The organism is Citricoccus muralis (assembly GCF_003386075.1).
Lineage (GTDB): Bacteria > Actinomycetota > Actinomycetes > Actinomycetales > Micrococcaceae > Citricoccus > Citricoccus muralis.
The window spans coordinates 2,950,765-2,974,888 of sequence record NZ_QREH01000001.1 but is presented as its reverse complement, the minus strand read 5'-3'; the positions used below and the strand labels follow the sequence as shown (position 1 = coordinate 2,974,888).

At 69.5% G+C, this 24,124-nt stretch carries 24 protein-coding genes and 4 riboswitches; of the genes, 9 read left to right on the top strand and 15 right to left on the bottom strand.

What is annotated here, in order from left to right; genetic code table 11:
• Positions 1–2: 2 nt before the first annotated feature.
• From C8E99_RS13275 to C8E99_RS13240, 8 genes are all read right to left on the bottom strand, one after another.
• Entirely contained in the window at positions 3–1,322 is a 1,320-nt protein-coding gene (locus C8E99_RS13275) for an LLM class flavin-dependent oxidoreductase (RefSeq protein WP_115932686.1), read from the bottom strand.
• Positions 1,319–2,986: a dipeptide ABC transporter ATP-binding protein gene (locus C8E99_RS13270; RefSeq protein ID WP_115932685.1), complete on the bottom strand. Its 1,668-nt coding sequence runs from the start codon at positions 2,984–2,986 to the stop codon at positions 1,319–1,321. Before C8E99_RS13270 ends, C8E99_RS13275 begins: the two co-directional genes overlap by 4 nt.
• Positions 2,986–3,912 carry an ABC transporter permease gene (locus tag C8E99_RS13265; protein WP_115932684.1) on the bottom strand — a complete coding sequence of 309 codons (927 nt, stop codon included), beginning with the start codon at positions 3,910–3,912 and terminating at the stop codon, positions 2,986–2,988. Before C8E99_RS13265 ends, C8E99_RS13270 begins: the two co-directional genes overlap by 1 nt.
• Positions 3,909–4,889 carry an ABC transporter permease gene (locus tag C8E99_RS13260; protein ID WP_211309053.1) on the bottom strand — a complete coding sequence of 327 codons (981 nt, stop codon included), beginning with the start codon at positions 4,887–4,889 and terminating at the stop codon, positions 3,909–3,911. The genes C8E99_RS13265 and C8E99_RS13260 overlap by 4 nt, the downstream gene beginning before the upstream one ends.
• A gap of 134 nt (positions 4,890–5,023) precedes the next feature.
• Positions 5,024–6,667 carry an ABC transporter substrate-binding protein gene (locus C8E99_RS13255; RefSeq protein ID WP_115932682.1) on the bottom strand — a complete coding sequence of 548 codons (1,644 nt, stop codon included), beginning with the start codon at positions 6,665–6,667 and terminating at the stop codon, positions 5,024–5,026.
• Positions 6,664–7,443 (bottom strand): class I SAM-dependent methyltransferase, encoded by a 780-nt coding sequence (locus tag C8E99_RS13250; protein WP_115933485.1) that lies wholly within the window; start codon positions 7,441–7,443, stop codon positions 6,664–6,666. The genes C8E99_RS13255 and C8E99_RS13250 overlap by 4 nt, the downstream gene beginning before the upstream one ends.
• Entirely contained in the window at positions 7,436–8,707 is a 1,272-nt protein-coding gene (locus C8E99_RS13245) for an acyl-CoA dehydrogenase family protein (RefSeq protein WP_115932681.1), read from the bottom strand. The genes C8E99_RS13250 and C8E99_RS13245 overlap by 8 nt, the downstream gene beginning before the upstream one ends.
• A gap of 55 nt (positions 8,708–8,762) precedes the next feature.
• Positions 8,763–8,877: riboswitch (SAM riboswitch) on the bottom strand.
• Between the two features lie 171 nt (positions 8,878–9,048).
• Positions 9,049–9,405 carry an iron chaperone gene (locus C8E99_RS13240; RefSeq protein WP_115932680.1) on the bottom strand — a complete coding sequence of 119 codons (357 nt, stop codon included), beginning with the start codon at positions 9,403–9,405 and terminating at the stop codon, positions 9,049–9,051.
• A 160-nt stretch (positions 9,406–9,565) separates the two neighbouring features.
• Between C8E99_RS13240 and C8E99_RS13235 the strand changes: the two genes are divergently transcribed.
• Positions 9,566–10,690, top strand: a complete 1,125-nt coding sequence (locus C8E99_RS13235; protein WP_115932679.1) for a DNA alkylation repair protein — start codon at positions 9,566–9,568, stop codon at positions 10,688–10,690.
• A 78-nt stretch (positions 10,691–10,768) separates the two neighbouring features.
• Positions 10,769–11,536 (top strand): helix-turn-helix domain-containing protein, encoded by a 768-nt coding sequence (locus tag C8E99_RS13230; RefSeq protein ID WP_115932678.1) that lies wholly within the window; start codon positions 10,769–10,771, stop codon positions 11,534–11,536.
• On the opposite strand, the gene C8E99_RS13225 is transcribed toward C8E99_RS13230, so the two are convergent.
• Both C8E99_RS13225 and C8E99_RS13220 read right to left on the bottom strand, forming a co-directional pair.
• Positions 11,491–12,699: a globin domain-containing protein gene (locus C8E99_RS13225; RefSeq protein ID WP_115932677.1), complete on the bottom strand. Its 1,209-nt coding sequence runs from the start codon at positions 12,697–12,699 to the stop codon at positions 11,491–11,493. The genes C8E99_RS13230 and C8E99_RS13225 overlap by 46 nt on opposite strands.
• 117 nt (positions 12,700–12,816) lie before the next feature.
• On the bottom strand, positions 12,817–13,788 hold the full coding sequence (locus C8E99_RS13220) for an AraC family transcriptional regulator (protein ID WP_115932676.1): 972 nt from the start codon (positions 13,786–13,788) through the stop codon (positions 12,817–12,819).
• A 104-nt stretch (positions 13,789–13,892) separates the two neighbouring features.
• On the opposite strand from C8E99_RS13220, the gene C8E99_RS13215 reads away from it, so the two are divergent.
• Together C8E99_RS13215 and C8E99_RS13210 are read left to right on the top strand one after the other, a co-directional pair.
• Positions 13,893–14,750, top strand: a complete 858-nt coding sequence (locus C8E99_RS13215) for an NAD(P)H-dependent oxidoreductase (protein ID WP_115932675.1) — start codon at positions 13,893–13,895, stop codon at positions 14,748–14,750.
• Between the two features lie 94 nt (positions 14,751–14,844).
• Entirely contained in the window at positions 14,845–15,699 is an 855-nt protein-coding gene (locus C8E99_RS13210) for a DUF5067 domain-containing protein (RefSeq protein ID WP_170144609.1), read from the top strand.
• A gap of 30 nt (positions 15,700–15,729) precedes the next feature.
• On the opposite strand, the gene C8E99_RS13205 is transcribed toward C8E99_RS13210, so the two are convergent.
• Together C8E99_RS13205 and C8E99_RS13200 are read right to left on the bottom strand one after the other, a co-directional pair.
• Positions 15,730–15,873 carry a hypothetical protein gene (locus tag C8E99_RS13205; protein ID WP_211309052.1) on the bottom strand — a complete coding sequence of 48 codons (144 nt, stop codon included), beginning with the start codon at positions 15,871–15,873 and terminating at the stop codon, positions 15,730–15,732.
• Positions 15,874–15,990: 117 nt separating this feature from the next.
• Complete coding sequence (locus C8E99_RS13200; RefSeq protein WP_115932673.1) at positions 15,991–16,716, bottom strand: thiamine phosphate synthase; 726 nt, start codon at positions 16,714–16,716, stop codon at positions 15,991–15,993.
• An 8-nt stretch (positions 16,717–16,724) separates the two neighbouring features.
• A riboswitch (TPP riboswitch) is annotated at positions 16,725–16,818 on the bottom strand.
• Positions 16,819–16,983: 165 nt separating this feature from the next.
• Here C8E99_RS13200 and C8E99_RS13195 point away from each other — a divergent pair.
• Positions 16,984–17,892: a CPBP family intramembrane glutamic endopeptidase gene (locus C8E99_RS13195; protein ID WP_211309051.1), complete on the top strand. Its 909-nt coding sequence runs from the start codon at positions 16,984–16,986 to the stop codon at positions 17,890–17,892.
• Between the two features lie 3 nt (positions 17,893–17,895).
• On the opposite strand, the gene thiM is transcribed toward C8E99_RS13195, so the two are convergent.
• Entirely contained in the window at positions 17,896–18,714 is an 819-nt protein-coding gene (thiM, locus tag C8E99_RS13190) for a hydroxyethylthiazole kinase (RefSeq protein WP_115932671.1), read from the bottom strand.
• A riboswitch (TPP riboswitch) is annotated at positions 18,705–18,798 on the bottom strand. It overlaps the preceding gene by 10 nt.
• An 85-nt stretch (positions 18,799–18,883) precedes the next feature.
• Here thiM and C8E99_RS13185 point away from each other — a divergent pair.
• The 3 genes from C8E99_RS13185 to C8E99_RS16075 are packed head-to-tail and all read left to right on the top strand — an operon-like array spanning position 18,884 to position 19,952.
• Positions 18,884–19,393 carry a helix-turn-helix domain-containing protein gene (locus C8E99_RS13185; protein ID WP_115932670.1) on the top strand — a complete coding sequence of 170 codons (510 nt, stop codon included), beginning with the start codon at positions 18,884–18,886 and terminating at the stop codon, positions 19,391–19,393.
• Positions 19,390–19,629, top strand: a complete 240-nt coding sequence (locus C8E99_RS16080; protein ID WP_211309050.1) for a hypothetical protein — start codon at positions 19,390–19,392, stop codon at positions 19,627–19,629. Before C8E99_RS13185 ends, C8E99_RS16080 begins: the two co-directional genes overlap by 4 nt.
• Complete coding sequence (locus tag C8E99_RS16075; protein ID WP_211309049.1) at positions 19,626–19,952, top strand: DUF6036 family nucleotidyltransferase; 327 nt, start codon at positions 19,626–19,628, stop codon at positions 19,950–19,952. The genes C8E99_RS16080 and C8E99_RS16075 overlap by 4 nt, the downstream gene beginning before the upstream one ends.
• Here the strand turns inward: C8E99_RS16075 and C8E99_RS13175 are convergent.
• Both C8E99_RS13175 and C8E99_RS13170 read right to left on the bottom strand, forming a co-directional pair.
• Positions 19,943–21,373 (bottom strand): MFS transporter, encoded by a 1,431-nt coding sequence (locus tag C8E99_RS13175; protein ID WP_115932669.1) that lies wholly within the window; start codon positions 21,371–21,373, stop codon positions 19,943–19,945. The genes C8E99_RS16075 and C8E99_RS13175 overlap by 10 nt on opposite strands.
• Positions 21,370–23,046, bottom strand: a complete 1,677-nt coding sequence (locus tag C8E99_RS13170) for a bifunctional hydroxymethylpyrimidine kinase/phosphomethylpyrimidine kinase (protein ID WP_115932668.1) — start codon at positions 23,044–23,046, stop codon at positions 21,370–21,372. The genes C8E99_RS13175 and C8E99_RS13170 overlap by 4 nt, the downstream gene beginning before the upstream one ends.
• Positions 23,037–23,130: riboswitch (TPP riboswitch) on the bottom strand. Its footprint overlaps the gene before it by 10 nt.
• Positions 23,131–23,463: 333 nt before the next feature.
• Between C8E99_RS13170 and C8E99_RS13165 the strand changes: the two genes are divergently transcribed.
• Positions 23,464–24,024: a transposase gene (locus tag C8E99_RS13165; RefSeq protein ID WP_115932667.1), complete on the top strand. Its 561-nt coding sequence runs from the start codon at positions 23,464–23,466 to the stop codon at positions 24,022–24,024.
• Positions 24,025–24,124 lie beyond the last annotated feature (100 nt).

Genomic DNA, 24,124 nt, shown 5'->3' with positions numbered 1-24,124 from the left:
TCTCAGCGGTGCCCCGCCAGGGCCGCCGTGGAGAGCGCGGGCAGCCCCAGGTGCCCGCGCAGGGTGGTGGACTCGTACTCGTTGCGGAAGACCCCCCGCTTGCGCAGCTCCGGCACCACGTGGTCCACGAAGATCTCCGCCCCGGAGGGGAAGGTGTCCGGCATGATGTTGAAACCGTCCCCGGCCCCGGCCCGGAACCACTCCGTGAGCGTGGCCGCGATCTGCTCCGGTGTGCCGATGGCGAGCCGGTGACCACTGCGGATCCGCTGGGTGAGCTGCCGGGGTGTCAGGTTCTCCCGGCGGGCGAGGTTGAGCTGCGCCTCGAGGAAGCCGTGGCTGGTCCTCACCGAGTCACTGGGTTTCGGGAACTTCTCCCAGGGCAGGGGCCGGTCCAGGTCGACCTCCCGGGCGTCGATGCCGAGGCGCGCCGCGATCTGTTCCAGTTCCTGGTCGAGGGACAGGTACGAGTCGAGCTCGTCCGCCTTGCGGTGAGCCTCCTCCTCGGTGGAGCCGATCACGGTGGAGAGACCCGGCATGATCCTCAGGGCCTCGGGGTCGCGCCCGAAGGCCGCGGCGCGCCGCTTCATGTCCCGGGCGAAGGCGATCCCGTCCTCGAGGGTCGTCTGGGTGGTGAAGATGGCGTCGGCGTGCTTCGCACCGAGATTCCGGCCGCCCTCGGACGCGCCGGCCTGGACGATCACCGGCCGGCCCTGTGGCGTGTGCGGGAGCGTTCCGGCCCCCTCCACGGAGAAGAACTCCCCCCGGTGCCCCACCGGGTGCACCAGGTCCTGGGTGCCGTCCCCCCGTTCCACGGCTTCCGGATCCCAGCTCCCCCAGAGCCGGGTCACCACCTCGACGAACTCGTCGGCGCGGCGGTAGCGATCGGAGTGGAACGCGGCCCCGTCCTGGCCGAAGTTCCGGGCGGCGGCATCGCCGGCGGTGGTGACGGCGTTCCAGGCCGCCCGGCCGCCGCTGATGTGGTCCAGGGACGAGATCCTGCGGGCCAGGTTGTAGGGGTGGTTGTAGGACGTGGAGGCGGTGGCGATCACCCCGATCCGCTCAGTCGCCGCGGCCACCGCCGTCAGCAGGACAATGGGGTCCAGCTTCCCCGTGGGTTGGGCGGGGTCCCCCTGGAAGGCGGGGCCGTCGGCCAGGAAGACCGCATCGAGGGCGCCTCGCTCGGAGATCTTGGCGATGGTGGTGAAGTACTCGACATCCGTGGTGGCGGAGGCGGGCACCTCCCCGAACTGGCGGGCGGCCGCGTGACCGCCCAGCCCCAGGACGTTCATGCCGATACTCATCTGTTGTGGACGGTGGGTCATCGGGCATCCTCTCGGGTGGGGTGGGGCACGGCGTCGATCAGCGCGCGCGTGTAGGACTGTGTTGACTCCTCGAAGACCTGGCGGACCGGACCGGACTCCACGAGCGCACCGCGCTCGAGCACCGTGACCGTGTCGGCCACCTGCCGGATCAGGCTCAGGTCGTGGGAGATCAACAGGAACGTCAGGCCGTACTGCTCTCGGAGGTCGAAGAGCAGGTCCACGATCTGCGCCTGGACGGTGACGTCCAGCGCGGAGGTCGGCTCGTCCAGCACGAGGACCGAGGGCGAGAGGACGAGGGCCCGGGAGATGGCCACCCGCTGGCGTTGGCCGCCGGACAGCTGGCTGGCCTTGCGCCGCCAGAGCTCGCGACCGATGCCCACCCGCTCGAGCATTCTCCGGGCCTCCTCCAGCGCCGACCGGCGATCGAGGCCGCGGATCCGCAGGGGCTCGGCCACCAGCCCCTCCACGGGGATACGGGGGTTCAGGGCGGAGAGCGGGTTCTGGTAGACGAGTTGCAGCCGTTCCGGGGAGGCGTTCACCACCGGAGGCGTCCTCTCCAGCTGCTCGCCGAACACCTCGACCGTCCCCTGGTCGAACCCGGTCAGGCCGGCGACGATGCGAGCGATCGTGGTCTTGCCCGATCCTGACTCGCCGACCAGTGCGTGGATCTCCCCCGCCGCCACTTCGAAGCCGACGCTGTCCACGGCCCGGACGCCGGGCACGAAGGACCTGGACAGGCCGCAGACGCTGATCGCCCGCGCCGCGGGATCACGGCGGGCGGCGGACTCCTGCAGCCGCAGGGCGTACTTGTCCGGGTTGAGGGCAGGGACGTCGGAGAACAGCTGGCGGGTGTACTCGGAGACAGGACGGTGCAGGACCTCATCCACCCGGCCCTGCTCAACAACGCGTCCGTGCCGGAGCACCACCACGCTGTCCGCCCGCTCCGCCGCCAGAGACAGGTCATGGGTCACGAGGATCAGTGTCAGTGAGAACTCGCGCTGCAGGGAGGTGAGCAGGTCCAGGATTCTCTTCTGCACCGTGACGTCCAGCGCGGAGGTCGGCTCGTCTGCAATCAGGACCTGGGGCCGGCCTGCGAGGGCGCTGGCGATCAGCACCCGCTGGAGCTGACCGCCGGACAGCTCGTGCGGATAGGACCGGTAGCGGTGCGCGGCGTCGAGGATGCCCACGTGCTCCAGCAGTTCCAGGGCCGCGTCGGCGGCCTCGGCGGAGCCCACGCCGCGGGCCTGTGCCACGGACTCCGCGATCTGTTGGCCCACGGACATCAGGGGGTCCAGGGAACCCAGGGGATCCTGGGGGACGTAGCCGAGAACGGTACCCCGCAGCGGCCGCCACTGCCGATCCGTCAGGGAGGTCACCTCCCGGCCGTTCAGTGTCAGCTGCCCGGCCTCGATCCTGCCGTTGTCCGGCAGCAACCCCGCCAGCGCGGAGACCACGGAGCTCTTGCCGGAGCCGGACTCGCCCACCAGGGCGACGGTCTCTCCGCGGGGGACCGCGAAGGACACGTCCTCCACGCCGGTGGTGCGTCCCTGGCGCGAGACGTACGTCAGATGCAGGCCGCTGACCTCGGCGGCGATCGGCCCCGAGGCCGCCGCTTCGTCAAGCCCCTCCACTGGGGAACTGGGCCAGGTGGTGGTGAGCGTCATCAGGAGAATTCCTTTCTGAGCCGCGCCGCGAGGCGCTGCAGGTGGGACAGCGAGAGGACGGTCAGGACGATGGCGAGCCCGGGACCGATCAGCAGCCAGGGGGCGGACATCACGTACTGCCTCCCCTCGGAGACGAGCAGGCCCCACTCCGGTTGCGGCGGCACCGCTCCGAAGCCGAGGAAGCTCAGGGCGGAGATCCAGATGATGGCCCCGCCGAATTGCAGCGGGATCAGCGTGAGGACGGGCCCCAGGGAGTTCGGCAGGATGTGATGGATGAGCGTGCGGAGCCGGCCCGAGCCCTGGTGCTGCGCGGCCTCGACGAACGCCGAGTTCCGGATCCGCAGGACCTCCGAGCGGGCGATGCGGGCGAAGTTCGCGATCGAGGAGATTCCCACGGCGATGGCCGCGTTGATCGCCCCGAAGCCGAGCGCCACGATGATCACCATGGACAGCAGCAGTCCCGGAACGGACAGCAACACGTCCACGATCCGGCTCACCAGGGCGTCCACCCAGCCACCGAGGTACCCGGAGACCAGACCGAGGACGATCCCCCCGGCCAGTCCCACGGAGACGGCCACGGCCGACGCCGAGAACGTGGTGGTGGTCCCGAAGATCAGCCGGGAGGCCAGGTCCCGGCCGAGGTAGTCGGTGCCGAGCGGATGGGCTGTCCCCGGCGCCTCGAGGATCTGGCCCGCCCCAGCGTCCAGGGGATCGTAGGCGGTCAGCAGCGCGGGCGCGGCGACGGCGAGCAGCAGCGCCAGGACGAAGAGCCCGGCGAGCCAATCGAGAGTCCGCAGGCTGCGCAGCACCGCCCGGACCCGCCGTCGACCGGACGGTCCTGGGACCAGTCGGGAGTCACCGTCCGGTCTCGGGGCTCCACCGTCCTGCGGAGCGAGGACTGCGGGGGTCGGCAGGGTGCTGGTCATGATGGTCCTTTCCGGACACGGAGCCGCCGCCCGCGCGCCGGATGCTGGGCCACCCGGGACTCCGTGATCACGATGCGGGGGTCGATCAAGGGGTAGATGAGGTCAGCGATCAGGTTGACCACCGAGTACAACGCGGCCACGAACAGCACCACGGCCAGGACCACGGGTGAGTCCTGCGAGCGCACGGCCTGTTCCGTCACCAGGCCGAGCCCCGCCCGGTTGAAGACGGACTCCACGATCACCGAGCCGGCGATCAGGTCCGCGATCGTGAGGGCGAGCAGGGTCAGCGCGGGAATGGAGCCGTTGCGCAGCAGGTGCCGGCCAATGATCCGCGAGCGCGATAGGCCCTTGGCCTTGAGCACCTTGACGAAAGGCTGGTCGTTCGCCTCGCCGAGACCCTGGATCAGCACCTGCGTGACGGAGGGGCTCACCGCGATACCGAGGGTCAACGCCGGCAGGATCACCCCTGCGGGGCCGTCGGTGTCCAGGGCGGAGATCCAGCCGAGCTGGTAGGAGAAGACCTGCAGCAGGAAGAGTCCCACCAGGAAGCTGGGGGTGGAGAGCGCCAGTGAGGGATAGACCGTGAGGACGGCCCGCACGGCCGCGGAGCGGCTGAACACGGCGAACACGGCCACCAGCGCGGCGATGAGAACGGCAATTCCGAAGGCCACGAGGGCCAGCAGCAGGGTTGAACCGATGCCCTGGGCGAAGAGCTCGCCCACGGCCCGGCCGGTGCCCAGCGAATAACCGAGGTCCCCCTGGAAGAGCCGTCCGAGGGTGATGAAGAACTGCTCTACGGCGGACTGGTCCAGGTTGTAGTACTCGATGATGACCTGGGCCTGTTCCGGTGGAACCGGGTTCTGCGGGTTCTCCAGGCGGTTGCGGACCGGGTCCCCCGGCAGCGCGAAGAGCACCCAGTAGGTCAGCAGGTAGACCAGGGCCACCACCAGCAGTGCGTGCCCCGCTCGCCCGGCCACATACCGCCTCATTCCCTGCCCGACGCGCGGTCGCCCCGGTCGCTGCGGTGAGGCGGCGGTTCCAGGCGTCCTGGCATCATTCCCCGGGGAGACGGTGCTTTCCCGCGCGGCCTGGTGCGTCCGGACCCCGGCCGTCACTTCTCCTCCGTCCAGGCGCCGTAGAACAGCGGGCGGGCCTCGGCGCTGAAACCGAAGTCGTGGACGGTGGGCTGCACCGCGAAGATCTGGGAGTCCTTGATCAATGGCACGGTGTAGGCCTCGTCGATCACGTGGTCTTGGAGCTCTCCAAGGATCTCCTCGCGCGCGGCGGCGTCGGTCTCCGTGGCCTGGGCCTCGAAGAGCTCCTCCAGTGCCGGGTCTCCGGAGGGCAGCGCGAATCCGTTGGTCCCCTCCGGGTCCCAGGAGGTCCTCAGGGTCGCCCACGGTGCCGGGTAGGGCCACCCGGAGCGGGTGGCCGCCACGTCCTCCGCGGCGTAGGCGGCCGAGACCTGCGAGTAGTCCGCGTCCCGCAGTTCGAGATTGATGCCCAGTTCCTTCAGTTGGGCCTGCACCAACTGGTAGAGCGGCCGGGCGGTGCTGTCATAGACGTCGATCACCGTCACCAGATGCAGCTGCTGGCCGTCCTTGAGCCGGTACCCCTCGGCGTCACGCTCGGTATAGCCGGCCTCATCCAGCAGGGCATTGGCGTGGTCCGGATCGTACTGAAGTTTCTCGCTCTGGTCCTTGAACCCGAAGGCGTCCTGGGTGACGATGCTCTGGGCCACGTCCCAGTTCTCCGTGTAGAGGTCCTCGACGATGCGCTCGCGGTCGATCCCGTTCTGGATCGCCTGCCGCACCCGGACGTCCTGCAGGGCGGGGATCTGCTGCTTGAGGACCCACTGGTTGGTGGCCCCGAGTCCCTGCGCGGAGATGATCTGGGCCCCCTGCTCCGCGAGCTGGGTCTCGTCACTGGGCTGGATGTAGCGGATGGCGTCCGCCTGCCCCGAGCGGAACGTGCCGATCCGCACGGTGTCATCCGTGACGGCGCGGACCACCACCTTGTCCAGGTAGGCCTCGCCTTCGTGGCCGACGCCCTCGGGCGCCCAGTCATAGCCCTCGCGCTGGGCGAAGACGATCTCCTCGCCGTACGTCTCGCTCTCCACCACGAAGGGGCCGCTGCCGATGAGTCCCGTGATCTGCTGCTGCTCCTCCAGCGAGGCCTCGATGGTGGCATCAGCGACCAGGGAGGCGGACCAGCCCGAGAGGACGTCGAGGAACTCTGCGTACGGGTGCTCCAGGACCACCGTCACGGTGTCCCCCTCGGCCGTCACTGATTCGACCGCCGGGAACTGGTTGTTCGCTTGAATGCCCTTGGCCTCGTCCCCTTCCGCCTGCCACTGGAGGTTGCGCTGCACGCTCGCCGCGTCCAGCGGCGTCCCGTCCGAGTAGGTCACGCCGGGACGGATGGTGAACTCGTAGGTCAGGCCGTCCTCGGAAACCTCCCAGGACTCGGCGATGTAGGGGGCCAGCTCCCCGGTCTCCGGGTCCTTCCAGATGAGCCGGTCGGTGACGTTCTCCACATAGGCGCTGTCCTGCCAGGTCCCGGCGCCCTGCAGCTGGGTGGACCGGGACGCCTCGGCGTCGAGGTAGGTCAGGGTTCCTCCCTGCTTCTCCACAGGCCCGGTGGAGGCCGTCTGGCCGGCCGGGCTGCAGGCGGCCAAGGTCAGGGCCAGGGGTGTCACGGCCAGCCACAGCGCGGTCCGGCGAGTTCTTCTGGCGGGATGGTTCTGGATGGTCATGACTGGTTCTCCCCGGTGATGGTGGGTTTGCGTGCTTCGATGAGGTGCCGTGTCGAATGGGTGATGAACGGCCCGTGCGTCTGGATGCGGTCATGCAGGTCCCGGAGCCGGCCGCGGTATCCCGCCACGGTGAATCCGGGCACCCACCAGATGACCTTGCGCAGGAGGTAGACCACGGCGGCCACGTCATGGATCTCGATCCGCAATCTCGCTGACTCGAGGTTGACGATGTTCAGTCCCGCGGCCCGTGCGGCAGCAGTCTCCTCGTCGGGGTGCCGCGCCTGGCGGGCTGCGGCCAGGGGGCCGAGGAAGAACTCGATGAGTTCGAACGCGCTGGCCGGGCCCACGTGCTGCGCGAGGTAGGTGCCCTCCGGCGTCAGGACCCGGGCGATCTCGTCCCACCAGATGGTCGCGGGGTGCCGGCTGGAGACCAGGTCGAAGGCGGCGTCGGCGAAGGGCAACGGCGGTTCGTCCGGGTCTGCCACCACCACCACGCCACGGGGGTGGAGCCGTGCGGTGGCCCGCGCGAGGTTCGGCGCCCACGACTCCGTGGCCACGGCGGTCGGCGGGAACGCCTCAGCTTGTGCCAGGACCTCCCCACCACCGGTTTGGATGTCCAGGGAGGCGGAGGCGTCCCGGAGCCGGCGGGAGAGCTGGCCGGCGTAGCCCCACGGCGGGCGTTCCTCGGTGGCCCGGCCCTGCAGCCAGGAGAAGTCCCACCCGGTCACGTCGGCGGAGGCGCCCGCCTCGAGGAGGTCCTCAAAGGTGTCAGTCATCATCCGTGTCCTCCTGGCCAGCCTGCCCGCCCGGGCCCGTCGCCGGACCCTGACCACCCCAGAGAGCGAACTCGCCGGTGAGCAGGTACTCGCCGACCGCCCGCGCCCGGTACTTTGCCGGATTGTGGCTGGCAATGGTGCGGGCATTGCGCCAGTGCCGGTCCAAGCCACGGACGGTGCTCGTGGCCGAGGCCCCGCCGACCTCGAAGATCTCGGTGGTGACCCGCTGCACCAGCTCGAGCACCACCAGTTGCGCCTGGAACACGTCTCGAGCCAGACGCTGGGATTCCTCGGCCAGATCCCCTGGTCGGTCACCTTCCAGGGCACCGTCAGCGGCTTTCCGCGCATAGGCGTCCAGCGCTGCGGACTGACCCAGCACGACCAATCGGGCCGCATGGGCCTTGGCCGCCACCTCGCCGACCACGGTCTGGACCACGTCCTGATCCCGGGGCGCCAGCTCACCCCGGTGGGCAAACGTCCGGCGGCGAGGGCGGACGTAGTCCACCGCATCCTCCACCGCCGACTGGGCCACGCCCGCGGCCACCAGGAGCAGGATCATCTGGAAGAGCCCGACCACGAACCCGGAATGCGGATCATCCGCGTCGAAGGCCCGGACATCCCGGGGGTCCACGGGCACCTCGGAGAGGGTGAGGCCCCCGCTGGCGGTCAGCTGCTGACCGAAGCCGTCCCAGTCGTCCGCCACCCGCACCCCGTGGTGGGAGGCGTCCACCAGCACCGAATGCCTGTTGTCTCCGTGGACGGCGGAGAGGGAGATCCAGTCCGCGTAGATGCTGCCGGTGGTGTAGTACTTCGTCCCCGTGACGGTCCACTGACCGCCGCGCTGCTCCAGCCGGGTGGTGATCTCCGACAGCTCCTGACGCTCCGATGCGGCATTGCCGATCAGCGCCCCCGCTCCGATCCGGCGCAGCCACTGATCGCGGTGATCCCCGGGGGGTCTCAGCAACAGCCGCTCCAGGAACGCGATGTGCCCGCGGAAGAGGTGGGCCACGTTCGAATCGGCCGCGGCCAGGTCCACCAACAGTGCGGAGAATTCGCTCAGCCCCACGCCCCGGCCCCCGAACTCCGGTGGAACCCGCAGGGCGGTGAAGCCACTGACCTTGAGCTCCTCCACCACCAGGAACGGCAGATCCCGAGACCGCTCACGCTCCACAGCACCTTCACGGATGCGGGAGAAGAGCGGTGCGAACTCCGCCCGGAGCGCTTCGGTACTCGTGCGCGCCGGGGTCGGTGAAACAGTGATCATGGCTGCCCTCTCGGATTGCCGCGCCGGGCAGCGATCATCCAGGGATGTCTTCAGCCGGCTGCACTTGCCGGTCACCGCTGCGGGCCGGCCGAATCATCACCTGGTGCACCCCACTACAGCGAGAGGGTTGCAGTCCGGCCAGCCAGGGCTTCGCACCGGAACTCGTGATTCTGGGAACGAGGCTACGAACTCACGGTCCTGTCCGCATTACCTGATTAATCTGACGACTTCTACGCTCCGGTGTGCGCGAAGACCGCCGAGACCACGCCATAGGCCGTCATGGGAGGTCATCTCCTCATGACCTGGCCTGCCGACTCGTCCGGACCGATCAGGCTGAGCCCTCAGGCCTCGGCCTCCTGGCGCGAGGCCCGCGCCAGCCGTTCGACGAGCTCGTCTGGGATCGGCGTGCGCGGCGAGAAGGTCATGCCGGTCTTGGTCGCCTTGAGGCCGGCGGCCGCGATGTCGTCGGCATGTGCGGAGAGGGCGCCCGGCAGGAGATACAGCCCGCACTGCTTGCTGAACGCCGCATAGCTCGCGACGACCGTGCCACCGATGCTGAACCCCGGCATGTTGTAGGCCACCATCTCCTCCGCGTCCGGCAGGGTGCGGGCCAGGATTGAGCGCAACCGTTGCAGCTCAGGCCGGAAGGGCTCGGCTGCCGCTGCGATGTAGGCGTCGTGGTCGGTGATCGTCGTCATGCGTGTGCCTCGCTTCCGATTCTCCTGGCTTCCACGATTCTCGTTCCCGGGATCCCGAGCCGTCCATGGTCCTTTGGCCGAAGGCTCATCCGGGCCACACCTGATTGGCCGCTCCGGGTCGGTCCCCCTGCGCCGAACCCTGCCCGGCGATAATGATCGCATGCCTTCCGCCGACGAGCTCTTGGGTGCACGCGCCGCCACCGCCCTGACCCGTTCCATTCAGCAGGTCGTGCCGGGGACGGACCTGCATTCGTTGCCCCGAGCCGTGGAGTCGCTCGACGGCCTCGCCCTCCGCGAGCGCGCGGACCTACTACGGGAGGCCCTTCTGGCCGACCTCCCGGGCGACTACCGCTCTCTCGCCCACGTCATCCGTCAGGCGCGGGACAGCAGCCCGGATTTCTCCGGCTGGCTCATCTGGCCGGTCACCGGTGCGGTCGCCGCCCGGGCCGTCCAGGAGAACACCGCAGCAGCGTTCACGGATGCAATGTCCCTTCTGGCAGAACTCACGGGCCGGCTCACCTCCGAGTTCTCCCTCCGCACCCTCCTGCGTCACGACCTGGACCGCGGACTGGCGATCATCGCCGGGTGGACGGATTCCGCGGACGAGCACATCAGACGCCTGGCCAGCGAGGGCACCCGCCCCTACCTCCCCTGGGCCGTGCGCATCCCGGCCATCACCGCCCATCCCGGCGTGACCGTGCCCCTCCTCGAGGCTCTGTACCGGGATCCCAGTGAGTACGTCCGGCGTTCGGTGGCCAACCACCTCAACGACCTCAGCCGGGATGCCCCGGACATCGTTGTCTCGACGGCCCAGCGATGGCTGGCGGACCCTGGGCCGCAGACGCCTGCGCTCGTACGCCACGGTCTGCGGACCCTCCTGAAGAGCGGCCACCCGGGGGCACTGGACCTGCTCGGATTCGGGCCCGTGTCCGTCGACATTGACGGGCCGCATCTCACCGAGGCCCGGGTGCCGTGGGGAGGAGAGGTCCGCTTCACCGCGGTGTTGCGCAACGTCGGTCCGGAGCCCGCTCGTCTCGCCATCGACTACGTGATCCACCATCGCAAGGCCAACAGCACTCTCAGCACCAAGGTTTTCAAGCTCACAACCCGTGACCTCCAGCCCGGAGAGGAGATGGCCGTGAACCGGGCGCACTCCTTCCGGGCGATCACCACCCGCCACTACTACCCCGGTGGCCACGCGGTGGCCCTTCAGGTCAACGGGATTTCCACCCGTCCGGTCCCGTTCGAATTGTTGACCGCGGACAGCGTGCCCGACGTTCCCTGATGCTCCGGAAGGCCAGGTGGACCCTGGCACCTGTCTCGGAGCGTTTATCCGGGTGCCGCCGCTCACTATCATGGGAGCATGCCGCGGCGGGTGGAGGACTTTCGGGGGCTCACACAGAGGAGCCGATTGCGGCTGCTGCACGCGGTGCAGCGCCTCCCGGGCCGGCTCCTGCAGGAGCTCGCCGAGGAGACCGGCCTGCCGCTGAACACCGCCCGCGACCACCTCCGGGTCTTGGAGGGTGAGGGGCTCGTCGCCAGGGCTCCCGTCGAGACCGGCCGGCGGGGCCGGCCCCCGAACGGATACTCCCCCGTACGCCGCACCGAGCACAGCCTCGTGGCGGAGCAGCGAGCCCGGGCGGCCCAGGAACGGGGCGAGGTCCTGCGCGGCCTGGATCCGGAACTCGACCACCGCGACGTCCTCGGCGACGAGGCGGTGCACCAGCTCGACGCCCTCTACGAGCACCTGGAGGACGCCGGCATGGAGCCCGAGGTCGACGAGCGTGACCTGACGATCGGCCTGTTGCCCTGCCTGTACGAAGAGATGATCGACGCTGAACGGCCGGCGGTCTGTTCCGTGCACGCCCGGCTCGTGCGGGACCAGCTTGAACAGGTCCCGGGACCGCTGGAGTTGCGCCGCCTGCATCCCTTCGTCGGCCCCGAGCGCTGCGTGCTTGTGCTCGGACGCCACGGCGAGGCGGCGCCGTCGTCGCGCCCCGGCGGTGTCGAGGCCGATCGCGACGATGCTGAACTGGAGCGGGCGGCCGTGCGGGCGCTGCGGGCGCTGCCCCCTGAAGACGGGGATCAGGCGGGCGACTGCGCCCAGAGGTCCGGACCGAACACCTCGTAGTGGATGTTCTCGCTCGGCACGCCCTGCTCGATCAGCGCACGCCGGGCACTCTGCATGAACGGCAGCGGTCCGCACATGAACACCTTCGCTTGCTCGGGCAGTTCGACGTCGGACAGGTCCATGAATCCGGACTTCGCCGGATACAGCGTCGGCGCAGTCTCGGCGTCCTTCCGGTACCAGTTCTGGGCCCGCGCGTCCGGCATGGCAAGCACCTGCCGGCGCAGACCGCTATACAGGGCGTGGTGCACGTGGGACTTGTCGGCGTGGAAGAGCCGCACGGTGCGTCCGGGCTGCCGACGCGAGAGGTCCTCCATGATCGCCGCCACCGGGGTGATGCCGATGCCCGCGGAGACCAGCACCAGCGGGGTGTCGGATTCGTCGAGCACCACATCACCTGCGGGTTGCGAGACGTCGAGGACCGTCCCCGGTTGCGCGTTCTCGTGCAGCCAGCCGGAGACCTGGCCGTCCGGTGCGCCGTCCACACCGTGCACGCGCTTGATCGTCACGCGCAGCGAGTCGCCCCGGGGTCCGGAGGAGATCGTGTACTGCCGCGGCTGGCGGCGCCCGCCCGGCAGGTCGACGGCGATTGCCACGTACTGTCCCGTCCGGTGGGCGGGGACTTGCCCCTCCACCGGGGACAGCAGCAACGAGAAGACCTCCTCGGACTCCTCGAAGCGCTCCACCACCCGGTAGTGGCGCCACGGGTGTTGAGGGTCGGTCCCGCCCTCGGCGTAGAGCTTTCCCTCCTCGGCGATCAGGGAGGTGGCGAAGAGCCAGTAGACCTCGTCCCAGGCCGCCGCCACCGCGGGCGTGACCGCCTCGCCGAGCACCTTCTGCACCGCCCCGAGCAGGTAGCGGCCGACGATCGTGTACTCGGGGGCGGTGATGCCGAGTGAGACGTGCTTGTGTGCGATGCGCCGCATCACCGGCGTGAAGTCCGGCGCCTCGGGATCCAGCAGGTGCACCGCGAACGCCACCACCGAGGCCGCCAGCGCCTTCGGCTGTTCACCGATGGCCTGGTTCGCCTGGTTGAACACGTTGAGCAGCTCGGGATGGGCGGCGAACATGTCCGCATAGAAGACCTTGCTGATCTCTTCGGCGTGCTCTGCGACGACACTCGCCGTCTGGGCCACCACGGCTTCGGAATTTGCAGACAATCTCACGGGGTGCCTCTTCTTCTGGGTCGATGCGGAACTGCGTGACCCTCTGATCGTGGCTCACCGCCCGACCCCGGCGCTGGCGGTTTCACCGTGATTATTCGGACCCGCCGTCGTCGGGCGTTACTCGACGGCCTCCGTCACGGCCAACCGCCGGCTCTGCACCCGGTATCTGCTGGGCCTGACACCGTACTCCCGGGTGAAGGCGGCGCTGAGGGCGAAGGCGCTCGAGTAGCCGACCTGTCGGGCGATCGATTCCGTGGTGTCCTCCCGTTCCTGCAGGAGGTCCGCGGCCACGCACAGGCGCCACCCGGTCAGGTAGGAGATCGGTGGTTCGCCCATCACCTCGGCGAAGCGACGGGCGAAGGTGGCGCGGGAGACCTGAGCGCGGCGTGCCAACGACTCAACGGTCCAGGCCCGCGCCGGATCGGCGTGAAGTGCCCCAAGCGCGGGGCCGACGACGGGATCCCCGGCTGCCCCGTACCAGGCGGGGACGTCCGTGTCCGGCAGTGCGAACCAGTCCCGCAGTGCCCCGATCAACACGAGGTCCAGTAGCCGGTCCAGCACCGCCTGCTGCCCGGGTTCACGGTTCTCGAGTTCGGACTCAAGCAGTCCCAGCGCCCGTGAACGCTGGTGGGCACGGGGAACCACGACGACGTTCGGCAGTGCCTCGAGGAGCCGCCCGGCGATCCTGCCGGAGGTCGGGAAGGACCCGGCGAGCAAGACGTGCTCCGAGTCCAGACCCGCCTCGTCAGCCACTCGCACGAGCCCACCGTTCCCTGCAGTGAGGCGCTCCCCGGTCTCCTCGAGGCAGGCCCCCTCGGCGGTCAGCACACACGTGGTGGGGATCCGTCCGGTGGGGTCGCTGGACAGGAGCGTGGACCCCGAGCCGGTGAGGATCACGAGGTCGCGCGTGCCCAGGCGCAGCGGATCGGCCCCGTCCCGCCGGAGCCAGGCCTCGCCCCGGAGCATCGCCACGACGGTGATCGAGGTACCGCCCTCCTGGCGGATCGCCCAGGGCGGGGAGAGCAGGTTCTGGCCGATCAACGCCCCCGAGGAGCGGATGTTCTCCAGCACTTCACTGAGCGTGTCCACGCTGCCAGGTTAGACGATCACGCATCGATTCCGGAGTTCCGACTATTCTCCGTCTGATCTACGTGCGGTGGACTGAGGACTTCCCACACACCAGGAGAGACACCATGCCCGTCGATCATCCCCCCGTTCCCGGTTCCGCCCTCTGGGTCCTCGCCCACCCCCGCCCGGAGTCGCTGAACGGCCACCTGTACCGCGCCGGCGTCGAGGCCTTGTCCCGGGACCACGAGGTCGCCACCTCGGACCTCTATTCCCTGGGGTTCGACCCCGTCTTCGGCCGAGCCGACCTGGGCGAGCCGCACGACCGGCCGGGGAACTTGGCCGAGCTCGCCGGACAGGCCTACTCCCGCGGCGAGCTGCCGGCACAGGTCCAGGCTGAGCACGCGAAGCTCGCCGCCGCGGAGCTGCTCGTCCTCCAGTTCCCCCTGTGGTGGTACGGCCCGCCGGCGATCCTCAAGGGCTGGCTGGACCGCGTGCTGACGGACAGCTTCGCCTATGACAACGAGCTCGACCCGGACGTGCAACTCCCCCGCCGCTACGGCGAGGGCGGGCTCAGCCGACGTAAGGCCCTGATCATCGTCACCGCCGGGGAGGACGAGCGCACCATCGGCCCCCGCGGTCTCAGCGGCGACCTCGACTCGCTGCTGTTCCCCCTGACCCATGGAGCGCTCTGGTACGTCGGCATCGACGCGCTCGACCTGCACGTGATCCACGACGCCGATGCGCTCACAGCGGGAGATGTCGAGCGGGAGCGGGAGCGGCTCCTCCGTCGGCTCCAGGGGATCGACAGCGAACCGAGCCGCCCCTACCGGCGCCTGCGCGACGGGGACTACCCCTCAGATCTGCGTGCCCTGCACCCGGACGTGCTGCCCGGGCGTACGGACCTGGGCATCCATCGGGCGACCCTCAGGCCAGACGGTCTGGAGGCGCGGCCCGGGGAGCCTCGCATTAACGCTGTCCTCTAAGGTCGCGGGACGAACGGAGAACCTGCGGCCGACCTCGGCCGTGATGCATAGACGCCACGATCACCGTCCGTCCATCAGGGAGAGGCATTCCTCCATGCGCACCCGCTCGACCGCAACCATCGCCATCGCCGCCGTCCTAGCCCTCGGACTCGCTGGATGCGCCTCCGACTCCATGGACTCCGGCACGACCGCTGCCAGCCCTGCCGCCGCTACTTCACAGGAGGCCGCCCGGCGCGATTTGACCGGCGAGTGGGAACAGACTGGCGCGGCTGGGGAAGGCAACGCCAGCATCCAGTCGGCGACCATCGTCGATGACACCATCACGGTCTACTGGATCAACGACGGCGAGAAGGCGCTCTACTGGGCCGGCACTGCCGAACTCCCCGAAAGCGCCGAGGGATCGTTCACCTTCGACTCCGAGAACGACACCAGCAAGACCGACACGGCGTTGCTTGCCTCGAGTGACAACACGAAGACGTTCACGTTCGAAGGCGAGACCCTTAGCTATGAGGTCAGCGCCCTGGGCACGACCTGGACCGCCGAGCTACAGCAGACCAGTTCGACGCCGGCCGCCGCACCCGCCGCGGATGAGCCGTCCACCAGCGATGTCGCCGTGACCATCGGGGGCGCGTCGTTCTCGGAGGACTATGAGGGTGCCCCAGTCATCGTGGTGGACTTCGAGTTCACCAACGGCTCGGAGGAGACCACCAACTTCATGACGTCCACCCAACCGCAGGCTTTCCAGGGCGGCGTCGAGCTGGACTCCTACGCCTACGTTGAGGACATTGACTCCAGCGCCACAATGACAGACCTCAAGCCGGGCGCCTCGATCTCCGTCCAGGTGCCGTTCACGCTCCGCGACGAATCGCCCGTGATGGTCGAGGTCAGCGAACTGTTCAGCCTGGACGGTGCCCTCCTCGACTCGCAGGAGTTCGACGTCACGCAGTGACGCAGGGCGGGGTTCGGTCTGTGCCGAAGCTCAGGCCCTCCCGAACCCCGCCAGCACCTCCCGCACCACCGCACCCGGATCCGTTGCCTCCATCAGCGCCCGCACCAGCGCGACGCCGGTCACGCCGATCCCAGCCAGCGCGGCGGCATCTGCGGGGGCATCCGCGGAGGTCACGTCCCGGCTTCATCCGGCCGGTGGACGGCGGCCTGACCTCCTCAAGCGTTCAGCCAAACGTGTCATTGACCTGTCGACCTGATTCCCGCGGGTTCTTGTCGCGAGGATTCCCCGCGATCATGATTTTTCGCTGCGATCATCACGGGGATATTTCACGATCACCGGGAAATACGGGAAGCGCGAGGGAAGAGCTCCGAACCCCGCCAGCACCTCCCGCACCACCGCACCCGGATCCTCCGCCTCCATCACCGCCCGCACCAGCGCGACGCCGGCCACGCCAGTCCCAGCCAGCGCGGCGGCATCGGCGCAGGTCACGTCCCCGATCGCCACGATCGGCAGGGCCGTGGCCGCCACCAGTTCCGGATAGCCGTCCACCCCGAGAGGTTCCCGGCCGGACTCCTTCGTCGGGGTCCGCCGGTACGGCCCGGCGCCGATGTAGTCCAGCAGATCGCGCTGGGCCTCGGCGGCGCGCACCAGTTCCGGCGTTCCGGTGGTCAGCCCGACGATCGCCTCCGGCCCCAGCAGGGCGCGGGCGTCGGCCACGGGCAGGTCGTCCTGTCCCAGGTGCACGCCATGCACCGCAGCTCCCCGCGACCGCGCGGCCCACGCGACATCCGGCCGGTCGTCCACCAGCACGCGGGTGGCCGGGCGGGCGGCGTGCACCGCTTCGGCCACGGCACAGGTCAGCTCCAGCAACTCTGCGGCGGAGGCCTCCTTGGCCCGCACCTGCACGACGCCGGCCCCGGCGGCCGCCGCTGCGGCGGCCACCTCCACCGTGCGCCGGCCAGTCCCGGAGGTGACCAGGTAGCAGCGCAGGTCGAGAGCATCTTGGGGTGCACTCATGGGGCCAGAAGAAGTCACGCGGACATCCCTTCGCTAGGTCGAACTAGATCAGGTTCCACGGGTGTGATCTCAGCGCCGGACAGCGCACCCCGTGTCCAGGAGTCAGTGTAGGGCAGGCACCACACACCACCTCTTACAGGCCTAGACCCGGGCCGAGTCACTCCGAAGAGCTACCGCACGTGCCCCCTCCGGGGTGACGATCCGCGGGTCCGTTCTCCGTAGCGTGCATTCCGCCCGGCAACAACGCCGGCGACAAAGGAGCACCCCATGCGACCCGCACCCACACCCACACCCCTGAGCAAACCACCGACATCGTCGATCCAGCAGCCCCCGTTCTGGTCCCGCCCATCCGGGCGCGCGAGCACCATGGTGGTCGCTTTCGCGGCCCTGATGATCATCACCAATTCCGCCGCGTCCGCGCTCGGCAGCCCGGCCGCCGCGCTGCTGATCGGTCCGGTTCTCGGTGTTCTCGTGCTGTGGCTCTACTCCGTCGCCGTGCGCCGCATCGAGCAGCGTCCCGTCATCGAGCTCGCCCGGCCCACCGCTGCGAAACGGCTGCTCCTCGGCACGCTCGGCGGCCTCACCCTGGCCTGCGTCTCCATCGGCCTCATCGCCGCGTTCGGCGGATACCAGATCATCGGCTGGGGAACACTCGCTGGAGCTCTCACCATCGTCGGCATGATGTTCGCCGTGGCCGTCGCCGAGGAGGTCCTCTTCCGCGGGGTGATCTTCCGCCTCGTCCAGCAGCGCTGGGGCACCTGGATGGCCCTCGCGGCGTCCGCGCTCCTGTTCGGCCTCGTCCACCTCGTCAACCCTGGCGCCACCCTCTGGGGAGCCCTCACGCTCGCCGTCGAGGCAGGCCTCATGCTCGGCGCCGCCTATGTGGCCACCGGCTCGTTGTGGCTGCCCATCGGCCTCCACCTCGGATGGAACATCACCACGGTCGCGATCTTCGGCACCATCGGCTCCGGGGGCGACGCTCGCGAGGCCCTCGTGGAGGCAGTGACGCCCGGGCCCGTCTGGCTCACCGGCGGCAGCTTCGGACCTGAAGCCAGCCTCATCTCCGTGGCGGTCTGCTCCATCGCCACGGTGCTCCTGCTGATCTCCGCTCACCGCAACGGCCGGATCACCCGCCCTCAGAAGCCCACCAGCACCTCTCGCACGGCAGCCGCCTGATCGTCAGCTTCCCTCGGCGCCCACGGCATCGAGCGCATCGAGCAGCTCCATCCGGAAACTCCCCGGCCCGGCGGCCCGCTCGGCGGCGAGCTCCCCGGCCACGTTCATCCACACCGTGGCGGCCAGCGCGGCCTCGAAGCCGTCCTCGGCCACCACCGAGCACGCCGCGGTCAACGCCCCGAGCAGGCACCCCGTGCCGGTGACCCGGGTGAGCTGGGAGGTGCCGCGCGCCACCAGGGCACGGCGGCCGGCGTCGAGCACCAAGTCTGTCTCCCCGGAGACGGCGACCGCTCCCCCGGACTTGCGCACCACCTCCCGCGCGGCCGCCTCGGCCGACTCCGGCACCGCCAGGGAGTCCGCCCCACGACCCCCGGCACCGCTGCCCACCAGGGCCAACACCTCGGAGGCGTTGCCGCGCACCACCGCCGGACGAGAGTCCAGCAGGCCCCGGGCCAGCGGCGTGCGCACCGGCGCCAGGCCGATCGCGGTGGGGTCCAGCACCCACGGTCGCCCGTCCCGCACGGCGACCTCGACCACCGCCGGAATCCCCTCCATCGCATCGGTGCTCAGGGTCCCGAGGTTGACCGCGAGCGCGTCGGCCACGGTGGTCACCACTGGGGCCTCGGCGAGGGTCTCGGTCATCATGGGGCGGGCGCCGGCGGCGAGCAGCCCGTTGGCCACGATCTCCATGGACACGGTGGCGGTGATGCAGTGCACCAGCGGCGCACGCTCGCGCAACGCACGGATCACCGGCGCGACGGCGGCCAGGTCCGGATCGTGCGCGAGGTCCGGTCCCGGCCGGGTGGGGAGGGAAGAAGTCACGCGGACATCCCTTCGCTAGTTCGAACTAGATCAGGTTCCACGGGTGTGATCTCAGCGCCGGTCGGCGCACCCCGTGTCCAGGGTTCAGTGTAGGGCAGCCACACTCAGTCCCACCCCTCGCGCCACGTCCAGTCGTTGTGTTTTTGGTGTTTAAGAGTAGCCTTTGACCATGGACGATGACTGGCTCAGCACGGGCAGTGCCGCAGAGATTCTCGGTGTCTCGCGGCAACATATCGTTGACCTCTGTGATCGCGGCGATCTGCCGTCCATCAAGGTCGGCACACATCGGCGGATCCGGCGCGACTCCCTCGCTCGCCTCATAGCGCCGCAGTTAACTCGCAATCAGGAAAAATCCCTGTGGCTTCATCGGGCAGTGCTGGGCGCTCTCATGATGGAGCCCGCCGTCGTGCTTCAGTCGGCTAGGGACAACATCGCTCGGTGGAAGTGCGCGCATCGTCCGGACGGCAAGTCCGTCCACTATCTCGACCAATGGAGTGCAGTCATCGAGGGCGGAGTGGATCAGGTGGCCGCCGTGCTGACCGGAACCGATGAACTGTCTTGCGAGCTTCGGCAGAACAGCCCCTTCGCCAGCGTCCTCACCGATGAGCAGCGGCAGCAGGTCCTGCGCTCATTCCAGCAGCACTGGCGCCAGGACCACAGCGGGGAGCGCGCCGCATGAACAGACAGCAGCTGGCCCACATCCTCCGGTCGGCATGCACCATCGTGGGCGACAAGGACGTGCTCGTCATCGGCTCACAATCGATCCTCGGCTCCTATGACGAGGACGACCTGCCCGCAGCGCAGAAGCTACCGCATCGATCGAGGCCGACATCGCCTTCCTCGATGATCCCGATCGAGGGAAAGCAGACCAGGTCGAGGGCATCATCGGCGAGCTGTCCGGATTCCATGCCTTGAACGGCTTCTATGCAGAAGGCATCCATGTTGAGACAGCTATCCTCCCTGAAGGGTGGCGGGATCGCCTGGTCGGGTGGGACCTCCTCTCCTCGGCTCCCGGGGAACCTCACTTCCTGGAGCCGCACGACCTCGCCGTGTCGAAGCTGGCAGCAGGCCGCGAGAAGGACAAGACGTTCGTCAACGCACTCATCGTGAACGGCATGCTCGATGTGAAGACCCTGCACGAGCGCAACGAACTGATCTCGAACGAACACCAGTTCCTTAAAGACCGGTCCCGATCGCATCTCAACAACATTGGAAGGGCCTCAGGTAGTCAGACCTGACCGATCGCGAGTGGACGCTGGCGATGGCGCAATGCCCCCGCCGCAACCTCGTCGAGGTCCCCGTCCAGGTCCCGTGGCGCCAGCTTCGGCCCCAGCACAGCGCCGAGCACCAGCAGCACCCCGCCCAGGACCACCAGCGCCATCACGGAGCCATCCCGTCCCAACCCCGCCTCGAGCGCGGGCAGGTAGAAGGGGTAGAGCGCCGGCAGGATGAGGGACAGGCTGTACCCGGAGCCGTAGCCGGTGGAGCGGACCTCGGTGGGGAACCGCTCGGAGAGGTACGCGGAGACGGGACCGTAGGCGGAGACGGTGATGACCTGCAGCACGGCGGCGCAGGCGGCCGCCGCGGCGAGGGTCGGCGAGTGCACCGCCAGCCACCACACCACCGGCCCGGCGACCCCGGCGGCCACGCCCCACAGCACGAAGACGCGACGCCGACCCACCCGCGTGGACAGGTGCCCGGCCAGGGCCATCACCACGGCCTGCGCCACGGAGGCGATCCCCATGACCACGGGGACCGCGGTGGGCTCCAGCGCGGAGTCGGTGGCCAGCCGGTCGGTCAGCAGCAACACGGTGGTGTTGGTCAGCAGCCACAGCCCGGTCATCAGCACGAAGACCTGCCAGAAGGCCCGCGCCCACCGGCCGGCGAGCAACTGGCGCAACCCAGGCTTCTGGCTGGGGGCGCCGCGCCCCGCCAGACCCTCCGGCGCCTCAGTCTGCTCCGCCCGCTCGGCCTCTACCGCTCGCTCCCGGCTGCGGTGGAACACCGGGGCGTCGGTGACCTGCCGGGAGTAGTAGACCAGCATCCCCACCGAGAGCAGCGCGCCGAGCACGAACAGCAGCCGCCAGCCCCAGGCGGCATAGGCGTCGGGCCCGATCAGCGCGAGCAGCCCGGCCACGGAGAACGCGATGGACGCCTGCGCCCACGGGGCCATGGACAGGATCAGCCCGCTCATGAGGCCGCGGCGTCGGGGTGCGGACCACTCCATGGCCAGCGGGATGGCCGCCGAGTACTCTCCCGCCACGAAGATCCCGCACAGGAACCGCAGGGCCAGGATCAGCCCGATGGTCCCGGCGCCGAGGATCTCGTGGGTGGGGGTGGCAGCGATGGCCAGGGCGCACAGGGCGGTCCCGGCGATCGCGATCCGCGTGGTGCGGGTGCGCCCGAGCCGGTCGGCGATGCGCCCGAACACCACCCCGCCGATCGGCCGCCCCAGCAGCATCGCGATGACGATCAGCGCCCCGGTGGACGCGGCGGCGGCCGGCCCGGCGAGCACGAGCATCGCCGGGGCCAGGGCGGTCAGTGGAAGGAACACGTGGATGTTGTCGATCCAGTTGCCCACCACCCCGGCCCGCAGGGCGGCCTTGCCCTCCGGGGGCAGATGCACGACGGCGGCCGAGGCCGTGGCCACGCCCGTCACCGGGCGCTCCCGGCCAGTTCCGGACGGTTGGTCGCGGCGGCGGGCAGCGCCGCTGCCCCGCCGGGTTCGATCCGTAGGGCTTGGTCGAAGAACTCGAGCTCGTGCCGGCAGGCGGTGAGGAACGCGCGGGCCGCGGCGGCGCGCACGGCCGGTGAGGCTGCTGCCATCTCTGACTCCAGATGGGCGAGGGCCTGCTCGGTGGCGGTGACGAAGCCGGGGTCCCGGTAGGTGTCCAGCCAGGCGGCATAGGGGTGGTCGGCAGGGACGGCGGGCAGCGCGGCGCCGACCTGGGCGTAGAGCCAGAAGCAGGGCAGCACGGCGGCGACGCCCACGGCCCGGTCCTCGCCGAGGGCGGTGGCCAGCAGGAAGTTCGTGTAGGCGGCCGTCACCGGGCTGGGCGCGGGCTCCGAGGTGGCGTGGTTTGCGGTGCCGAGCCAGCCGCGGTGCAGTTCGGCCTCCTCCGTGAGGGCCCCGGTGGCCGCCTGGGACCAGTAGACCTGGGCGGTGGGGTCGGTGCTGCGGGCGGACAGTGCGGCCAGGGCGCGGGCGTAGCCGTTGAGGTACAGCGCGTCCTGGGCCAGGTAGAACGCGAAGGCGTGCTGCGGCAGGCTGCCGTCAACCAGCGCACGGACGAAGACGGAGTCCGCGATGGTTGCTGTGGTCTCCGCCCCCGCGTCCCAGAGGGCGGCGGTCCACGGGCCGGGCGGTGCGACGGCTGGCGCGGGAACAGTGACGTTGAGGCCTTCGTCGCCTGCCCGCGGGGCACCCAGGCCGGCAGGCGTCTCGAGGAGGTGGGGGACGGCGTCGGGCATCAGCCAGGGGGCGGAGGAGGCGGCGGCTTGGAGCCGACGGGCGCGGTGGCCGTGGTCCACGGGGCCGTGGCCGGAGCCGACGCGCAGGGCGGCGCCGTGGGTGATGGACTCGTGGAGCCAGTCGGTGGCCCAGGCCAGGGCGGAGGCGGGGGTGTCCCCGCGGCCGAGGCGCGTGGCCAGAGCCGAGGACAGGGAGCAGCCGGTGCCGTGCGTGCTGGTGGTGTCCACGCGGGTGGAGGGCACGGCGATGCGGGTGCCGTCCGGGGACAGCCAGGTGTTGGTGACGGTCAGGGTGTCCAAGTGCCCGGTCTTCACGACGACGGCCACCCCCGTCTCCGCGGACCAGTGGGCGGCCTGCCCGAGAGCCTCGTCCTCGGTGGCAGCGCGGGGCTGGCCGGTGAGCACGGCGAGCTCGTCGATGTTAGGGGTGACCACGGTGGCGCGGCGGCAGAAGGCGACCATGGCCTGCTCCGCCTCGGGCTGCAGCAGGCGGTCCCCGCTGGTGGCGACCATGACGGGGTCGATGACGAGGATCTCGGGCTGAATGGCGTCCAGCCAGGCGGCGACCGTGGCGATGATCTCCGCGGTGCCGAGCATGCCGGTCTTGACGGCGTCGAGGGTGACGTCGTCGCTGACGGCGTGCAGCTGGGCGGCGAGGAACTCCGCGGGCGGGGCGTGGAGGTCGCGTACGCCGTGGGTGTTCTGGGCGACGAGGGCGGTCACGACGCTCATGCCGTAACCGCCGGCCGCGGTGATCGACTTGAGGTCCGCGGCGGTGCCCGCGCCACCGGTCGGATCGGTCCCGGCGATGGAGAGGATGCGGGGAACAAAGGAATTGTGGGTACGGCAAGAAGAAGTCACGCGGACATCCCTTCGCTAGTTCGAACTAGATCAGGTTCCACGGGTTTGATCTCAGCGCCGGTCGGCGCACCCCGTGTCCGTGGCTCAGTGTATGTCAAGTATTACGGGAGACGACGGACATGGAACTTAAGAAGCAACTCTGATGATCCGAGCCCCTGCTAGCCCCCCTGCGGAATGGCAACCTAGGACTTCCTATAATGGTTCCGTGAGCATGGGTGACTCGCCATCGCTAGCGATCCAAGACCAAGATCGAAATTACGCAAACCGCTCAATCGGCAGGAAACCACGCCCACGTGGCCGGATTCTTAGCGCTCAATCGGCCGAACCGAGCTTGACGAAACACACACCAAGCACGCTGACAAGAACGTCTCGGCCACCACGCTGCGCCAGCGGCGCGACGAGTGGATCCGCCACGGCATGTTCGCCGCCCTGGAACAGGCCGTCCTACAGACCTTCGACTGGCTCATCGGTCTGGACCTGGAGCACCTGAGCGTGGACGGGTGCTGGGTGAAAGCCCCCTGCGGCGGGGACAACACCGGGGCCAACCCCAGCGACCGTGGAAAGAAAGGGCAGAAACGCTCGGTGCTCACCGAGGGCCACGGGCTACCGATCGGCGTCGAGTTGGCCGGAGCCAACCGACACGACTCTCCTCTGCTGCGTCCGAGGCTGGAGAAGCTGGCCCGGTTCGGATTCAACCTGCCCGAGTACATCCGAGTCGACCTGGACGCCGGCTACGACTCCGGTGTCACCCGCGAACTGCTGAGCGAACTGGGCTGTGACTGGAAGATCTCCCCGAAGGGCACCTACATCAAGATCAACCACACCCGCCGGTGGAAGGTCGAACGCACCAACTCCTGGCACACCCGCGGCTTCGGGCTATTGCAGGTCGTGCTCGACCGAACCGGCCCGGCCCAGGACGCCTGGGTCCACCTGGCCCCCACCGACGCCACTGCTGGTCCCCAAAGGCAATATCGCTGACCCCGAACGGCAATATCGGATGGCCTCCAAGCCTTCAGATACTCAAGAGCATCGAACTACCGCCGGGCGGCCATCGCGGAAGTGGACGACACCAGTCTCA

Bases quoted from the DNA above. Each gene is read 5' to 3' on its own strand.
- C8E99_RS13230 (WP_115932678.1), top strand. From the start codon at position 10,769: ATGCCGCGGCGGGTGGAGGACTTTCGGGGGCTCACACAGAGGAGCCGA.
- C8E99_RS13195 (WP_211309051.1), top strand. From the start codon at position 16,984: ATGCGACCCGCACCCACACCCACACCCCTGAGCAAACCACCGACATCG.
- C8E99_RS13200 (WP_115932673.1), bottom strand. From the start codon at position 16,716: ATGAGTGCACCCCAAGATGCTCTCGACCTGCGCTGCTACCTGGTCACC.
- C8E99_RS13275 (WP_115932686.1), bottom strand. From the start codon at position 1,322: ATGACCCACCGTCCACAACAGATGAGTATCGGCATGAACGTCCTGGGG.
- C8E99_RS13215 (WP_115932675.1), top strand. From the start codon at position 13,893: ATGCCCGTCGATCATCCCCCCGTTCCCGGTTCCGCCCTCTGGGTCCTC.
- C8E99_RS13235 (WP_115932679.1), top strand. From the start codon at position 9,566: ATGCCTTCCGCCGACGAGCTCTTGGGTGCACGCGCCGCCACCGCCCTG.
- C8E99_RS13270 (WP_115932685.1), bottom strand. From the start codon at position 2,986: ATGACGCTCACCACCACCTGGCCCAGTTCCCCAGTGGAGGGGCTTGAC.
- C8E99_RS13265 (WP_115932684.1), bottom strand. From the start codon at position 3,912: ATGACCAGCACCCTGCCGACCCCCGCAGTCCTCGCTCCGCAGGACGGT.
- C8E99_RS13165 (WP_115932667.1), top strand. From the start codon at position 23,464: ATGTTCGCCGCCCTGGAACAGGCCGTCCTACAGACCTTCGACTGGCTC.
- C8E99_RS13255 (WP_115932682.1), bottom strand. From the start codon at position 6,667: ATGACCATCCAGAACCATCCCGCCAGAAGAACTCGCCGGACCGCGCTG.
- C8E99_RS16080 (WP_211309050.1), top strand. From the start codon at position 19,390: ATGAACAGACAGCAGCTGGCCCACATCCTCCGGTCGGCATGCACCATC.
- C8E99_RS13240 (WP_115932680.1), bottom strand. From the start codon at position 9,405: ATGACGACGATCACCGACCACGACGCCTACATCGCAGCGGCAGCCGAG.
- C8E99_RS13245 (WP_115932681.1), bottom strand. From the start codon at position 8,707: ATGATCACTGTTTCACCGACCCCGGCGCGCACGAGTACCGAAGCGCTC.
- C8E99_RS13210 (WP_170144609.1), top strand. From the start codon at position 14,845: ATGCGCACCCGCTCGACCGCAACCATCGCCATCGCCGCCGTCCTAGCC.
- C8E99_RS13250 (WP_115933485.1), bottom strand. From the start codon at position 7,443: ATGACTGACACCTTTGAGGACCTCCTCGAGGCGGGCGCCTCCGCCGAC.
- C8E99_RS13185 (WP_115932670.1), top strand. From the start codon at position 18,884: ATGGACGATGACTGGCTCAGCACGGGCAGTGCCGCAGAGATTCTCGGT.